A 14,925-nucleotide genomic window follows, 5' to 3' on the forward strand; every position below is an offset into this window, starting at 1 on the left:
TGACATCAGTTGTTTGTCCTAAAAAAGAAAAGTCATCAAACCTTCCAATTCCCTATTTCTCGGGAATGAAACTTTGATGACTTATGATGAGAATACCGGCAGTTATCCAGCCGGGCCAAAAAACAACGCTATTCCTTACAGCGTCACATTAAAATTTTCGAATATCCCTTCAGGAACTTCTGTAAGTACTTGTACTTCAGATAGGTCTCGGTCACCGCGATCATCGGATAACAGGATATTGCCCATCTGCTGATAATTGTCCCAGGGCAATGTGAACCTTGCTGCCGTGTCCGCCGCATTGGCATAATAGGCCCATTGTTTTACCAGATTATCGGTTTCGGACACCCACACATTGTAGGCATTTTGTGGTGTTACTCCCACCGATTCAAACGTCAATCGGACCACTTCTGATTGTTCTCCTGTCTGCGTCGTATCCTTACCTACGTAGCTTAAGGTTACTCCGGAATCCTTCAACTTGAAGGGCATCACCAACCAGTAAGAATCATTGATCCAGATGCGCTTACCACGATCAAGGTATTTGGTCAGCGAGTCTGGCTGAGTAATTTCCTCACCAGACATCCACAGTTTTCCCTCCATGCTTTTTTCATTGAGGATGATCTTATAGTCCCTACTGGGAACTTCAATGCGAACATCTCCAGTATGCTTGTCCCAAAGCAGGGTTCGCCCACCAAAGAAGTTCCAAAACAAGTAACGGGTTTCATCATAGTTCTTTCGACCACCCATCGCTTTCATGACTTCATCAGCAATTGCGATGGCTTTTGAATCGGATGCCGCATTAAAACCAGGCGCCGCAGGGTTTTCCGGTTTATTTTCTTGTTCCTTGGGGGCTGGAGAACTGCAAGCAGCAACCATTAATCCGATGGCTGAGATGAGTAGCAGTTGGTTAAAGTTTTTCATAATCGTAAGGTTGGATGGGTAGTAACAAAAAAGCGGCATGTCTGCACACGCCGCTTGGTAAAGTCACATGTCAAATGCTTTATTTTCCTTTTGACTTAAATTGATCAAATCGATTGTTCCCTTCCTGACGGGGGAACACATTGTCCTCCGTATTGGTATCTGCAGTTTGCATATTAGGATCAAGCACGATATTGGTCACTTTTTTATCTTTTGTAAAGATCTTAGAAATCTCTTTTTCATTGATTTTCCAGATCTCAGCGGGGATTTGCTCCAGTTCCTTACTACCATCTTCGTAAGTCCACTCGATCAAAAGTGGGGTCACTAATCCACCATTGTTCTTGAAAGTTACTTCATAGAAATTTTTATCTCCAATGGTCGCCTGGATTTTCTCTTCATTCAAGCGATCTCTGAAACCTCTGTACATTTCATCTTTTAATCCCTGGAATACGAACGTTTCCGCTGCATCACCAAAGTTGGCTGTACCATCACCGTCAATCGCGGCATCTTCCACCTTCACATTCCTGGTCTCTAATCCATTTTCTTCGTTCTCCATGCGGTACCACTTCACATTTTCGACGGAAACATCTACATAATCCGTGGTGTAGAACCAACCTTTCCAGAACCAATCCAAATCCACCGCAGACGCATCTTCCATGGTTCGGAAGAAATCTGCTGGAGAGGGGTGCTTGAATGCCCAACGTTCAGCGTAAGTTTTGAACGCGTAATCGAATAACTCAGGTCCCATCACTGTCTCTCTCAAGATGTTGAGTGCTGTCGCAGGTTTTGCATACGCATTAGCACCAAACTGGCGAATTTGCTCCGAGTTGGTCATAATCGGTCGGGCCAGGCCATTGTCACCTCTCATGTAAGGGACAATATTTGCCGCAGGTCCTCTTCTTGAAGGATATTCAGGATCCCACTCTTGCTCTGTCAGGTACTGCATGAAAGTATTCAACCCTTCGTCCATCCAGGTCCACTGTCGCTCATCAGAGTTGATGATCATAGGGAAGAAGTTGTGCCCTACTTCGTGAATGATTACGCTGATCATTCCGCGTTTCACGGCATCTGTATATTTCCCATTTTTGTTAGGGCGGCCAAAGTTGAAGCAGATCATTGGGTACTCCATGCCAATAGATGCCGTGTGTACGGAGATCGCTACTGGATAAGGGTACTCGATCGTATGCTTAGAATAAGTTTTCAGGGTTTGGGCCACTGCAAGTGTAGAATACTCTTCCCAAAGCGGGTTGCCTTCTTTTGGATAATAAGACATGGCCAATGGCGCATTGTTATCGCTTAATTGTACCGCCATCGCATCCCAGATGAATTTTCGGGAAGCACAAAAAGCAAAATCACGAACATTATCCGCTTTGAAGCTCCAGGTCTTCGTTCCGGAAGCTTTAGATTTCTCTGCTTTTTTGGCCTCTTTTTCAGTAACAATCATTACTGGCTTATCGAAAGTATTCTGAGCTTTTTCGAATCGCTCCATTTGCTCAGAAGTCAGTACATCGCCTGCATTTTGAAGTGTACCACTTGCCCCCACGATGAAATCGGAAGGTACCGTGATGTCTACTTCATAATCTCCGAAAGTCAATGCAAACTCTCCTCTTCCAAGGAATTGCTTGTTTTGCCATCCTTCTACGTCATCGTATACCGCCATTCTTGGGAAGAACTGGGCAATCGTGTACAGGTAGTTATCATCTTCAGGGAAATACTCCAGTCCGGATCGGCCGCCACCGACGAGTCGGTTGTTGACATTGTATGCCCAGGAGATTTTGAATGTGGTAGATGCGCCGGAAGCCAATGGCTTAGGAAGATCGATACGCATCATGGTCTTATTGATCATGTAACGCAAATCATTGCCGTTGGCGTCTGTTACTGCAGTAATATCGAAGCCACCATCAAAATCATCTGAGTACTTTCTGAAACTAAACGCACTCATGGTCTCCTGCATTTTGCCAGTTTGTAGCAAAGGTGAATCGGAATCTTTCGCTCGCATGTTCTGGTCAAGCTGCAACCATAAGTAGGGCAATTCATCCGGAGACTGGTTGTAATACGTGATGGTCTCATCTCCGGAAATTCGCTGTTTCGAATCGTCCAGTCGAATGTCCATTTTGTAATCGGCCTTTTGCTGCCAGTAGTCTTTACCCGGAGCGCCGGAAGCCGTGCGATAGGAGTTGGGAGTAGGCAGACTTGTGCCTAATTGTTCAAATTTCTGATCCCACTCTGTGTCATGCTGCGCACCAGCCATAAAAAAGGCAAGTGACAAGCAAAGCAAGAATACTTTCTTCATTGTGTTTATAGTTCGAATGTGATAATAGGTCAATTTCTTTTTACCAGTATACTGCATCCAGTGCCAGACTCACGCCCACGGCAGCAACCACGAGCGAGACAATGATCTTCCAAATCCTGGAAGGAACACTGAAAACACGCGTCAAAATAAGAGTGATTATTAAAAAGATTGCAACAATAATTATTTGGCCCACCTCAAGAGCGATGTTAAAGGCGAATAGGGGTAGTACGATGGATTCTTCACCCCCTAACAGACTACGCAAATAATTGGAAAAACCCATGCCATGGATCAGGCCGAAAAAACCTGCATAGTAGATATTGACTTTCCATTTCCCTGATTTTTCTTCCGAGGAAGTAAACAGATTAGACACAGCTGTGATCACAATTGTGACTGGGATCAGAAACTCAACCAAAGCCGAGTCGAGGGGAATGATATCAAATGTGGCCAAAGCCAAAGTAATGGAATGTCCGATGGTGAACGCTGTTATCATGCCCAGGACGCCTTTCCATTGCTGCAATGAATACACGCAACTTAAAGCGATTACAAACAAAATGTGATCATATCCATTCAGATCCAGGATATGATCCAGTCCCAAACCAAAATACAGTTCAAATGCTGACATGCTAAAACCAGAAAAAAAATTTATTGCCGGACGAAATTAACCTGAAATATTCATGAATATTCTACTACAAAGTCAAATCATAAATAATTCAGGTTCAGAAATACCGTTGATCCTATTGGACTTCTATGGTTATTTAAGTTGTCTGTTAGATTTGCAATGCGAAATTTATCATCATGATCAAATCTCTATTTTGCTACCTGGTATGCTTGCCTGCCTTCGTTTTTAATGGTCCCTCAGTAGCGCACGACCGCCACCCTTTTCATATCAGTGTGACGGAGATCCTTCATAAACCTGAAGAAAAAGTGATCCAGATGACTGTCCGCTTGTTTCAGGATGATATGGAGCAAGGTTTGCAGGAGTTTACCGGCAATGTGGAGCTTGATATTCTTAATAAAGAAGATTCGGTCTATTTGACAGAAATCATTGGCCAATATGTGTTGAACAACCTTTCATTGACTACTAAAAAGGAATTGACACTCAATTATCTAGGCTTTGAATATGATAATGATGTCATATACTGTTATATCGAATCGGTGAAGGTCAAACCGTTTGATCAACTCACCATCTCCAATGAATTGCTTACTTCCACTTTTGATGATCAGGAGAACCTGGTGCATGTAAAGAAAGCCAACAAAGTGAAGAGCCTTCGAATGACCTCCAACAAAAGTCTGGAAACACTGGAGTGGGATACGAAGAAGTAGCACTTCGCACTTCGAGCACCTCAGTGCTCTTAAGTTTCTTTTAATTTTAGAATTCCCATCTTGAGACCGTCCGAGGAAGCGAGGTGATGGTCGTGATATAAGTTTGTAAGAAAGTTCGTCATGGTAAAAGCATGAAAGGATTTAATCCCTGGCCTCCTCTCTTTTTGCTTGGTTGTTCCTGGTATGGGTCTGAAGGATGCGTTCTTTTTCTTTTCGTACTTCCGAGTTCTTGCGATGACCCCAAATTTTTGCTCGGGCAGCTTTCCCTGCTTTTTCCAGATTAACAATGGGTGCAGCATAATCTCTTCCCAATTCAAACCCGAGAGTCGCTGCTTCCAAAGGAGGGATTTTCCAGGGTTCATGAATGTGTTCTGTTGGAATTTTACTCAATTCCGGGATCCATTTCTTGATGAATTCCCCTTTTGGATCATGGTCTTGACTTTGCTTCACCGGATTGTAAATACGAACAGTATTCACACCAGTGGTTCCTGCCTGCATCTGAAACTGTGGATAATGAATCCCCGGTTCATAGTCCAGAAATTGACGGGCCAAATGATAAACCCCATCCTTCCAGTTTTGATCCAGGTGATGACAAAAGAAAGAAACCAACATGGCGCGCATCCGAAAATTGATCCAGCCTGTCTCAGTTACACATCGCATGCACGCATCCACCATCGGATAGCCTGTCTTACCAGATTCCCAGGTCTGGATGATCTTATCCTGCGTATTGTGTTCCAGAGATTCATAACCGCGATTAATGCAAATGGTCTCGTAGGTGCACTCTACTTCAAATTTCTGAATGAAATGACAGTGCCACTTCAACCGCGTACAGATACCATTGAACGCACGTTTGTTCGTTTTTTGATTCGGATGATTTTTGATGAACTGGTAAGCCTGCTTGATACTCAGGTTACCCCATGCCAGATAAGGCGAAATGCGCCCACAGGAATACCGGCTTTTGGCTGGCTTTGAAATATCCAGATGGTAGCGTTTCCCTCGTTCAGCGACAAATGACTTTAAGTATTGCCAAGCATGCCGCTCTCCGGCCGGTTGAAAAGTTGCCGGATAATCCTCAAAAGAAGCGATGAGTGGTTCTGTGAGAGGAAATGGGTTGTCAAATGATCCTATTTCATTTTGGCTGTAATGATTTTGAATAAGAGGTGCATACATGGTCTGGAACCACCGTTTGTCCCAGCATTTCCGATCTCGAATACCCCGCTCAATGCCATCTCTTTGAAACTCTCTCCAATTGATCCCTTTGCTCTCGAATATGTGCTTTGCTATCCGATCTTGCTGCCAGGTGAATTCAGTACCACTTTCTTGATAAGAAAACACCTGATCCACTTCATATTGATCGGTGTAATACCCAAATACCTCATTGATACTTCCGTAACAGATCGTAACCTCTCTATTAAAGGGTTTAAGCCTCTGGCTTTGCTCCTTCAACGCATGCCAGCAAAACTGATGATGTCGCAACGCTGCATCCGGATGAGCCATGACTTCCGGCATGAAGACATATAATATCAAGTAGGGTAATCCTGCGGTTTCGGCAGCTTCCAGCGGTGCATGATCTTGTGTTCGGATATCCCGCTTGATCCAAACGATATTGATTTTGGTCTTTCTCAATTAGACCAGCTTCTTTTTATACTTTTTCCAAAAGGCAAAAAACGAAGGGAAATATCCTTGCACATCAGCCATCCAGTCTCTAGGCTCCTCTTTACCCGAATAATGCGCATTGGTCGGATGCTCTTTGAACGTGAATCGAGCGGTAGGAAACACTTGTTTCAAGTCCTGAAACTCTCCTACAAACACTTGTATTCCGGGAATGTTTTTGGACAGATCAAGCACAAATTCCAGACACTTTTGACTGACTGGATACTTCTCAAAAAAGGAAGGTTCCAGCAACAACACCCGGTTAGCCGAATGATTAGCGTGCCAATGCGGGTCAAGGTTATAGTAATTATAAATCAGAATTTCTGCCTCGGCATCTACGTCCAATTCTTGTTGAGTAGGTAAAGAAGTCGTTGCATTGAAATGAGAAGTAGCTTTCAATTCCTCCGGAACGCAAATCTCGGCGAAATCTTTATAAGCTCTGTCCATGATCGTACCTCGCTGAATCGAATTGAAATACTTGTTGACATTTTCCTGATTGGCGTAGTACTTCTTGTTGGCATTGGCACCGGCCACCCATTGCCAGCTAAGTGCATTACTCGCCCAATCGCCATCCAATAAATGATAATACATCCACCTGGCGGGCTGTCGCCACTGTGATTGACCAAAATTGCAAGCGATCGCCGCCACATACATTCGCGTATGGTTGTGCATGTACCCCGTTTCGAAGAGGGTTTTTAAAGCTCGATCCACTGCTTCAATTCCCGTATTAGCCTGCAATAGGGCATCCGGTACTTGATAATGAGTTACAGGTTGCTGCTCCTGTTTGAGATCTGAGTCAATCAAGTCGCCTTTCGAAATCCATACCTGCTGCCAATAGTCTCTCCAGGCCAGTTCCTGTACGAACTTTTCGGTCTGTTCCCAGGCCAGGTCCAAACTCATGACATGATCAAAAACCTGCTTGGTTGAAATCACCCCCCTCGAAATATAGGGGCTTAAACGAGTGACAGCACCTTCCTCAAAATTCCGGGTTCGGGCGTAGAGTACCGGATCAATCGATTGTATCCTGGCTTCGATTTCATTCAGTTCCCTGGGGAAAGTTACTGATGTTTGAAAGTCTACAGTTTGCTCCATTACTCACTTACCAAATCAACACAAGAGGTACTGATTTAGTAGGTGAATTGTTTAGTCTTTTTTCAGCGAATGGAAATCAATCATAAACCTTCGAAATTTTTATGTTTTTACCATCAAACCTGACCGGACGTAAATTGAAGTGCAGGTCCTCAACTTCTATTTTTGTGCCTCCTCTGTGAAGATTTGCACTTGTCTGCTCATGAACTCCACTTCATCACGATCGAAAGTGAGTGTGTCCCCACGAATAACCAGGTCTCTGGCAACACACATTTCCACACAGCAAGGAGACCTTTTCTTGATGAATAACCTCATCAGCATCGTATTTATACAATTGTTCAGATACCGGATTCAGCGAGATCAATAGGAAAAGTAGATGTTGCTTTTTTCAATTGGTTTGTTATGCCTTAGGAACGGTTGATCTTTTGATCAAGTATGATTTCTGGATAGGCTGCTCTACTTTTTAACCGGGTTTAACGTAGAATTCGTTATCGAATTGCAAATGAAAATCGCTGATCCACCTGCCACCCCTTTCCATCATGCTTGAGTAGCACCAGGTCTCTGATTTCAAAATTCATGGATAGTTCTTGCTGCGAGAAATGTGTCTTTGCCTCAAAGAATTTCGGTTTTTTAAGGTCCCGAAATGCTATGGTCACGTGCGGATGAAAAGGTCGGTCTTTGTAGTCTGCATTGAACAAACTCAAATCGAGGCGCATTTGCTTTGCCAATTGCTGTTGCAACTGTTTCAGTACCGGGTTTTCTATCACATCCACAAAAACTACCCTGGGTTCAAAAAAGTCAAAGTCCCTAAGTCGTACCTCAAAAGGATCCGTGGCTGTTGCGACCTGGCTCAAGCACTGATCCAAAGCTGCTCGCTTTTTGTCATTCCACTTGAAAGGCATGTGCAGTGTGATATGCGGTGGTGATTTCAAAGCATGACCCGAACCAAAATGCGATTTACAATAGTGTTTCAATTCAGTAATTTGATTCGATTCCTCTTCAGGAGGAAGTACGGCAATAAAGTAAAGCGAAGCCACCCTCAAATCTTATGTTTTTATACATGCCTCCCAAATGTCCAGGGAATTAGGACCATCAGATCAAAATATTTCACACTTTTAACCACCCAACATTAAAACCATGAAGACTGAAGTACTAGAAGCAAGTGGCGAAAAGATCCTGCTGATCGACTATGCTGGTTGTAAAAGTGAAAATGACATGATCCAGATCGTGGATGAAGCTGCTTCACAAATCAGTGACCCAACCATCAAATTTACCTTAAGTGACGTCACTGGGGTGAAATTCTCATCGGGTTATACTGATCATGTGAAGACGCTGGTCAAAGACGTATTCTATCCTAATACTACTAGAAACGCGATTGTAGGGGTCACCGGTGCCCAAGGCATGATCGTCAGTGGCATGAACCTCTTTTCACGGTCTCGTCGAAAAATGGTCAGTTTCAGCAATCGGGAAGAAGCGATCGATTACTTGTTAACCGCATCCAATGAAGGTTGAAAACCAAATTCTTAAGATCCAAAAGAATCATGGTCAATTTCGATACACGCGAAGTGGCCAATCAGTTCCTTATTGAAGATTAATTGGCTGCCATATCCGTATTTGACCGATTAAAATTTTAGGTTTTGGTGGTCCTGCAGTTTTCGGATACTTTTAATTGCTAAATCAATTACCTCAATTAACCTAGCGATTCAATTCCATCTTAGATCTGCAGACATGAAAAAATCCATCACTTTATGGGCACTGATCCTGTGCCTCGTTTTTTCGGCAGCCAGCCAAAAAAAGAAAAAGCAAGCGACACCTACACCCAAGGCGACTGTTGCTTCTTTCACTTCCAAAATGACCCGTCATGACGGCTTTTTCAATTTCTTTTCTGATGAAAAGCAAGGGAAAATCTACCTGCTCATCGAGAACCTCGGGCAAGAATTTCTTTACGTCAACTCACTGGCCGCTGGTGTAGGCTCCAATGACATAGGACTGGACCGGGGCCAATTGGGCAATGAGCGTGTGGTAAGATTCGAAAGACATGGCAATAAAGTGCTCATGATCCAGCCTAATCAGGGCTATCGCGCCGTAAGCGACAACTACGACGAAGTGAAATCCGTGGCAGAGGCCTTTGCTTCCTCCGCCATCGGTGGATTCACGATCAAAATGGAAGACGGCAATAATTTGTTGGTGGACATCACAGACTTTCTCCTTAGAGATTCACATGGCATCAGCCAACGACTGAAAAGAACCCAACAGGGTAGCTATAGCCTGGATAAAACCAGGTCTGCAGTTTACTTACCTGCTACCTTCAATTTCCCGAAGAACACAGAATTTGAGTCCATCCTTACATTCAGAGGTGTGGCGCAGGGAGCCTGGATCCGATCTGTCGCCCCGAGCTCAGATGCCATCACGGTTCGTACGCACCATTCCTTAATCGAACTACCAGATGACAATTATGAACCTAGAGAATTTGATCCAAGGTCAGGTTTCATTTCCATGTCCTATCAGGATTACGCTACACCCATCGAAGATGCACTGGTCAAAAGGTTGATCATTCGTCACAGGCTTCAGAAAAAAGACCCTTCAGCCGCTAGAAGTGAGCCCGTAGAACCGATCATTTATTACCTGGACCGTGGGGCTCCGGAGCCGATTCGTTCTGCGCTGATTGACGGAGCCAAGTGGTGGAATCAAGCTTTTGAGGCAGCTGGATTTATCAATGCATTCCGTGTGGAAGTCATGCCGGAAGGCGCGCATCCGCTGGATGTTCGTTACAATATCATTCAATGGGTACATCGTTCTACCAGAGGTTGGTCTTACGGTAGTTCAGTCGTAGATCCACGAACAGGTGAGATCCTTAAAGGACATGTGAGTCTCGGCTCTTTGCGTGTAAGACAGGATTTCCTAATTGCAGAAGGATTGTTAAACCCTTACGAGTCTGGAGGAGAAGTACCTAATGACATGAAGGAAATGGCACTCGCTCGTTTGCGACAGTTATCCGCACATGAGGTGGGTCACACCATTGGACTGGTGCACAATTTTGCTTCAAGTATCAACAACCGTGCTTCGGTTATGGATTATCCCCATCCTTACATCAAAATGGATGCACAAGGAAACATTGACCTGAGTGAAGCGTACGATACCAACATCGGAGAATGGGACAAAATAGCCATTCGCTTTGGGTATGGTGAGTTTGATTCCATGGATGATGCACGACAGGTACTCGATCAGGCGTTCGCCGAGGGTTTCCGACACATTTCCGATCGGGATGCACGACCTACCAATGGTGCTCATCCTGTAGCGCATTTGTGGGATAATGGTACAAGTGCCGCAGAAGAACTGAACCGAATGATGGATATCCGTAGCAAGATTATCAGCAACTTCGGTGATAAAGCCATTCGGGAAGGGCGACCTATGTCAGACATTGAGAATGTTTTGGTGCCGATGTATTTGTTCCATCGCTATCAAGTCGATGCGACTGCTAAGATTGTCGGTGGGCTAAACTACAATTACAAAGTACGCGGTGATGAACAGGTTTCTACCGAATTCATCCCAGGCGCTGATCAGGTCGCAGCATTAGATGCCCTGATCGCTACGCTGAAGCCGGAAGCATTAAGATTACCTGAAAGCCTGCTGAAGATGATCCCTCCGGTCGCTCAAGGTTATTCCAAGGGCCGAGAAAATTTTGTTTCCAAAGCCGGCCCGGCATTTGATTATTTCGCGGCGGCGGAAACAGCCAGTAGCTTACCGATCATGTTTTTGCTGAATGCGCATCGGGCCAATCGCCTGGAAATGCTGAAAGCCAGAAACAATGATCAACCTGGATTGAGTACCATTCTCAATAAACTGACCTCCGCGACCTGGAAATCTCCAGCGGCCGATGCGCAGGATCGTGCACTACAGAAAATTGTGGAAATGGAGTATGTGGAAGGCTTGATGAAGCTTTATACCCATAAAGATGCCTATGATGACATCAAAGCAATGGCCAGAAATGAATTGGTCAACATTCAGAAGTATGCAAAGGCACGCAACGATTACTATTATAGCTATGCTGCAGAGAAAATCGGCGCTTTCCTGGAAGATCCCGGCGATTTCAAAGGAGGTCCAATGATCAAAGCACCGGATGGTTCTCCGATTGGAAGCCACCAGCATTCCGCTTTATGTTCACATGGATATTGAGCGATAGGTCAATCTGAATATATCAAGAGAGCGCTTCATTGATTGGAGCGCTCTTTTTTATGGGACTAATGTCCACCATTAACCCATACCGCTGCAAGAGCGATCATCATCCCCGCCTTTGATCTGAGCCATTTGTTGGCTTGTCAACTTGTTAAGTGAGTCTCTGGAGTTTCGCTTAAGTTTATTTAGCATCATTGTAGTTATTTAGTTGAGTAATTAATTCTTGAGAATAACGCTGTTCACAGGTTTAAATTTCATGCATTTCTTTTCGAGTTAAGTCTACCTTTGCCGCTATGATCAAATTCGAGGAGTTTCGGCTGGACAATGGATTACAAGTCATCGTGCATGAAGATTCCAACTCCATGCAGGTATGTCTGAACATTCTTTATCATGTCGGCGCCAGAAACGAGAACCCCGAGCGAACAGGTTTTGCGCACCTTTTTGAACACCTCATGTTTGGAGGGTCCAAAAATATTCCTTCGTTCGATGAGCCGCTGCAGGCAGTAGGTGGTGACAATAATGCTTTTACCGGCAATGACTTCACCAATTACTACACGACCATTCCATCTACCAATGTAGAAACCGCCTTCTGGCTCGAATCAGACCGTATGTTGAGTCTTTCTTTCGATCCGGAAGTATTGGAAGTTCAACGCAGTGTGGTCATTGAAGAATTCAAAGAACGTTATTTGAATCAACCTTACGGAGACGTTTGGATGAAGCTTCGTCCAGAGGCCTACAAGGTGCACCCCTATCGTTGGGCGACCATCGGTAGGGAGATCAGCCATATCGAAAAGGCCACGATGGATGATGTAAAAGATTTCTTCGGTAAGTTTTACGGACCTAATAACGCGACACTGGTATTGGCAGGAGGGATCACCTTGAAAGAAGCCAAACGCCTCTCTGAGAAATGGTTCGGACCCATCCCTGCCATCAAGGTGGGAAATAAAGACATTCCGCAAGAGCCAAGACAGGAGAAACATCGACTGGTGGAAGTAACCGCGGATGTCCCAACTAAAGCCCTTTACAAGTCTTTTCACATGCCAGGGCGGTCTGAAAAAAAGTATCATACGGCTGACTTACTGAGCGACTTGCTTGGAAGGGGAAAATCTTCACCGTTGTACCGTGAGTTGGTGAATGATCAGCGAATGTTCCACTCGATATCGGCCTATGTGGTTGGTAGTGCAGATCCCGGACTTCTTATGATTGAGGGCAAACTGAAAGATGATACCACTTTCGAAGCTGCGGAAGAAGGCATCAATAAAGTGCTAACCTCCATACGTTCAGGAGAAGTTGATGAGGAATCGGTGGATCGCATCAAAAGCCAGGCGGAGGCTTCTATTGCTTTTGGAGAAGTGGAATTATTGAACCGCGCTGTTGGTCTTGCTTTTAGTGATTTTCTAGGCGATCCTAACCTGATCAATCAAGAGTTATCCATCGTTCAGGATGTCAGTAAAAAAGACTTGCTGGATATGGCCAATGATATCTTATTAGAAGACAACACCACTACTTTACACTATCATAAAGCAAATTAGTGCATGAAACCTAACTTCAGAATTGGCTACGGATACGATGTACACCGACTGGCAGAAGGCGTCCCCTTTTGGCTAGGAGGCATTCAAATTAAGCATACCCACGGCGCTTATGGACATTCGGATGCGGATGTATTGATCCATGTCATTTGTGATGCTCTGTTGGGCGCAGCAAACATGCGAGATATTGGATACCACTTCTCCGATACCGACCCTCAATTCAAAGGGATCGATAGTAAGATCTTGCTCAGAGATGTGGTGAAATTGCTGGATGACGCAGGGTATGGCATTGGCAACATCGATGCAACTGTATGCTTGCAGGCCCCGAAAATTATGCCCTACATCGAAGACATGAAAGTCTGTCTGGCGGAAGTCATGTCCATTCCGGTAGAAGATGTTTCTGTGAAAGCAACAACCACTGAGAAATTAGGATTCGTAGGCACCAAAGAGGGCGTTTCTGCACATGCAGTGGCGTTGATTTATAAGAAATAAGAGTAAGCCAAGTCAACTATACGAGGGTGAAACGCATAACTCCTTGTTCGTTCCCGGCTTTGTTTTTAGGAATGGAATTAAGGTTCTAGAAAGAAGAACCCTTTGTGACGATTGCAAGGGTTGTAAAATTCTATCAGGCCTTCGATGGTAAGCGCTTCCAATAGATAAACCTGATTTCCTTCAAAAATAAGATCGGTAAGTTTTGTTACCGCATCCATTTGTTCTTCACTCAATTGATCTTGTCGAAAAAATGTGTCGAGAAAATTGAAGGTCGCAAGATTACCTTGTTGCGAATATTCGTATTCTCGAAAGATAAAGTCCACATTATTTAATTCGTCAACCGTTATCCAGCCAAGTGCCCTCAAGGTACTACCATCATTGAGTGGTACTCCGTTGTAAACTTGAAACGCCACGACATCCGGTAACAACGCGGTGATTGCGTCAGAAATAGGATCATCATTTTCATCATAGATAAATCCTGCATTGACATTCCCGAATGAGTCTTCTCCAAAGTTGGAATGAGTAGCTGCCAGAGAACTGGTCAGCGTGAAATTGCCTAGTCCCGCTGCGTTACCGCTAGTAAATGTCGTCAATGAGTCGACCTGCCCGGTGCAAAAGCTGGAAGCGATGCGATCAATGTTTTCGATGGGAATGCGATCAAATGTGATCTGATTACCTTGAAATGAAATGGAGCGAGAATTTGCCAATACAACGTCTTCCCCTCTGATGGAAAACACACTGGAATGATCGATTTCTTCCCGGCTCGGACTCGAGAGAATTTCGTCAATGCTTTGACCTGCCACGATTCCTTGAATACTAATCCGACGTAGGTCCAGGTCCATAGCCATGGATACGGTTGCATCAATGTCTTGCAAATACATGTTGTATTGCACGAAATTTCCTGCTCCTGCTAAGTTTTGTTGTCTGAAAATCCCTTGTTGTAGCAGTGTTATTGCTTCGGTAGAGATCAAGCTCGGATCAGTACTGGCTGCCGGTTGAAAAACAATCACAGATCCATCTGTCTTACTATCGAATACCAGGTTGCCATTGTCTTCTTCATCGAAGATGAATTCAAATTCGCCTCCAAAAGAGGTTTCATTCAATTCAAACAAGTAATGAAAGACACCATAAGTTTCTAACACTAACTCTACGCCAGAGCCTACATCTATGCGATAGGAGATAATGTGATCCCGGAATTCTCCATCGTTGGCAGGTACATCTGACTGAATCCGGACATTGCCCTGGCGATCAAAATCCATAATGATCAGGTAATCTCCTCCCAAACTATTAGGACGATAATCTATGCGCCAACCATTGGCAGGAGCCACCAAGAGGTCCTCCATTTCTTCGATTGCATCCGATACACGTTCCTCCACCGGAGGGAGTTTTGGGTCGTCATTGAATTGACAACCAAACATGAAAACGAGTAAGAAAATTGGATACAGTTTTCTCATA

At 44.4% G+C, this 14,925-nt stretch carries 13 protein-coding genes; 5 read left to right on the forward strand and 8 right to left on the reverse strand.

Annotation, left to right across the window (positions count from 1 at the left end):
• Positions 1–135: 135 nt before the first annotated feature.
• The 3 genes from R8G66_31035 to R8G66_31045 all read right to left on the reverse strand — a co-directional run bounded on the left by R8G66_31035 (position 136) and on the right by R8G66_31045 (position 3,830).
• Complete coding sequence (locus tag R8G66_31035) at positions 136–918, reverse strand: hypothetical protein (protein ID MDW3196852.1); 783 nt, start codon at positions 916–918, stop codon at positions 136–138.
• Between the two features lie 79 nt (positions 919–997).
• Positions 998–3,208: a M1 family metallopeptidase gene (locus R8G66_31040; GenBank protein MDW3196853.1), complete on the reverse strand. Its 2,211-nt coding sequence runs from the start codon at positions 3,206–3,208 to the stop codon at positions 998–1,000.
• A 40-nt stretch (positions 3,209–3,248) separates the two neighbouring features.
• Complete coding sequence (locus tag R8G66_31045; GenBank protein ID MDW3196854.1) at positions 3,249–3,830, reverse strand: HupE/UreJ family protein; 582 nt, start codon at positions 3,828–3,830, stop codon at positions 3,249–3,251.
• A gap of 173 nt (positions 3,831–4,003) precedes the next feature.
• Between R8G66_31045 and R8G66_31050 the strand changes: the two genes are divergently transcribed.
• Complete coding sequence (locus R8G66_31050) at positions 4,004–4,531, forward strand: DUF6702 family protein (GenBank protein ID MDW3196855.1); 528 nt, start codon at positions 4,004–4,006, stop codon at positions 4,529–4,531.
• A gap of 141 nt (positions 4,532–4,672) precedes the next feature.
• On the opposite strand, the gene R8G66_31055 is transcribed toward R8G66_31050, so the two are convergent.
• The 4 genes from R8G66_31055 to R8G66_31070 form a co-directional block, all read right to left on the reverse strand.
• Positions 4,673–6,157, reverse strand: a complete 1,485-nt coding sequence (locus R8G66_31055; GenBank protein MDW3196856.1) for a deoxyribodipyrimidine photo-lyase — start codon at positions 6,155–6,157, stop codon at positions 4,673–4,675.
• Complete coding sequence (locus tag R8G66_31060) at positions 6,158–7,276, reverse strand: FAD-binding domain-containing protein (GenBank protein MDW3196857.1); 1,119 nt, start codon at positions 7,274–7,276, stop codon at positions 6,158–6,160. It abuts the gene before it with no gap.
• A gap of 156 nt (positions 7,277–7,432) precedes the next feature.
• Positions 7,433–7,588 (reverse strand): hypothetical protein, encoded by a 156-nt coding sequence (locus tag R8G66_31065; GenBank protein MDW3196858.1) that lies wholly within the window; start codon positions 7,586–7,588, stop codon positions 7,433–7,435.
• A gap of 173 nt (positions 7,589–7,761) precedes the next feature.
• A complete protein-coding gene (locus R8G66_31070) occupies positions 7,762–8,310 on the reverse strand; it encodes a 2'-5' RNA ligase family protein (protein ID MDW3196859.1) in 549 nt (182 codons plus the stop codon).
• Between the two features lie 100 nt (positions 8,311–8,410).
• Here R8G66_31070 and R8G66_31075 point away from each other — a divergent pair, with 100 nt between their 5' ends.
• The 4 genes from R8G66_31075 to ispF all read left to right on the forward strand — a co-directional run bounded on the left by R8G66_31075 (position 8,411) and on the right by ispF (position 13,470).
• A complete protein-coding gene (locus R8G66_31075) occupies positions 8,411–8,785 on the forward strand; it encodes a hypothetical protein (GenBank protein MDW3196860.1) in 375 nt (124 codons plus the stop codon).
• A 216-nt stretch (positions 8,786–9,001) separates the two neighbouring features.
• Positions 9,002–11,449: a zinc-dependent metalloprotease gene (locus tag R8G66_31080; protein ID MDW3196861.1), complete on the forward strand. Its 2,448-nt coding sequence runs from the start codon at positions 9,002–9,004 to the stop codon at positions 11,447–11,449.
• Positions 11,450–11,742: 293 nt separating this feature from the next.
• Positions 11,743–12,981 (forward strand): pitrilysin family protein, encoded by a 1,239-nt coding sequence (locus R8G66_31085; GenBank protein MDW3196862.1) that lies wholly within the window; start codon positions 11,743–11,745, stop codon positions 12,979–12,981.
• Positions 12,982–12,984: 3 nt separating this feature from the next.
• Positions 12,985–13,470: a 2-C-methyl-D-erythritol 2,4-cyclodiphosphate synthase gene (ispF, locus tag R8G66_31090; protein ID MDW3196863.1), complete on the forward strand. Its 486-nt coding sequence runs from the start codon at positions 12,985–12,987 to the stop codon at positions 13,468–13,470.
• A 77-nt stretch (positions 13,471–13,547) separates the two neighbouring features.
• Here the strand turns inward: ispF and R8G66_31095 are convergent, their stop codons facing one another.
• Entirely contained in the window at positions 13,548–14,924 is a 1,377-nt protein-coding gene (locus tag R8G66_31095; protein MDW3196864.1) for a DUF4302 domain-containing protein, read from the reverse strand.
• Position 14,925 lies beyond the last annotated feature (1 nt).

It is taken from the genome of Cytophagales bacterium, assembly GCA_033344775.1.
Taxonomy (GTDB): Bacteria; Bacteroidota; Bacteroidia; order Cytophagales; family Cyclobacteriaceae; genus JAWPMT01.

Excerpts from the sequence above, each read along its gene's own strand:
- R8G66_31035 (MDW3196852.1), bottom strand. The coding sequence starts at position 918 with ATGAAAAACTTTAACCAACTGCTACTCATCTCAGCCATCGGATTAATG.
- R8G66_31040 (MDW3196853.1), bottom strand. The coding sequence starts at position 3,208 with ATGAAGAAAGTATTCTTGCTTTGCTTGTCACTTGCCTTTTTTATGGCT.
- R8G66_31045 (MDW3196854.1), bottom strand. The coding sequence starts at position 3,830 with ATGTCAGCATTTGAACTGTATTTTGGTTTGGGACTGGATCATATCCTG.
- R8G66_31050 (MDW3196855.1), top strand. The coding sequence starts at position 4,004 with ATGATCAAATCTCTATTTTGCTACCTGGTATGCTTGCCTGCCTTCGTT.
- R8G66_31060 (MDW3196857.1), bottom strand. The coding sequence starts at position 7,276 with ATGGAGCAAACTGTAGACTTTCAAACATCAGTAACTTTCCCCAGGGAA.
- R8G66_31065 (MDW3196858.1), bottom strand. The coding sequence starts at position 7,588 with ATGAGGTTATTCATCAAGAAAAGGTCTCCTTGCTGTGTGGAAATGTGT.
- R8G66_31075 (MDW3196860.1), top strand. The coding sequence starts at position 8,411 with ATGAAGACTGAAGTACTAGAAGCAAGTGGCGAAAAGATCCTGCTGATC.
- R8G66_31080 (MDW3196861.1), top strand. The coding sequence starts at position 9,002 with ATGAAAAAATCCATCACTTTATGGGCACTGATCCTGTGCCTCGTTTTT.
- R8G66_31085 (MDW3196862.1), top strand. The coding sequence starts at position 11,743 with ATGATCAAATTCGAGGAGTTTCGGCTGGACAATGGATTACAAGTCATC.
- ispF (MDW3196863.1), top strand. The coding sequence starts at position 12,985 with ATGAAACCTAACTTCAGAATTGGCTACGGATACGATGTACACCGACTG.
- R8G66_31095 (MDW3196864.1), bottom strand. The coding sequence starts at position 14,924 with ATGAGAAAACTGTATCCAATTTTCTTACTCGTTTTCATGTTTGGTTGT.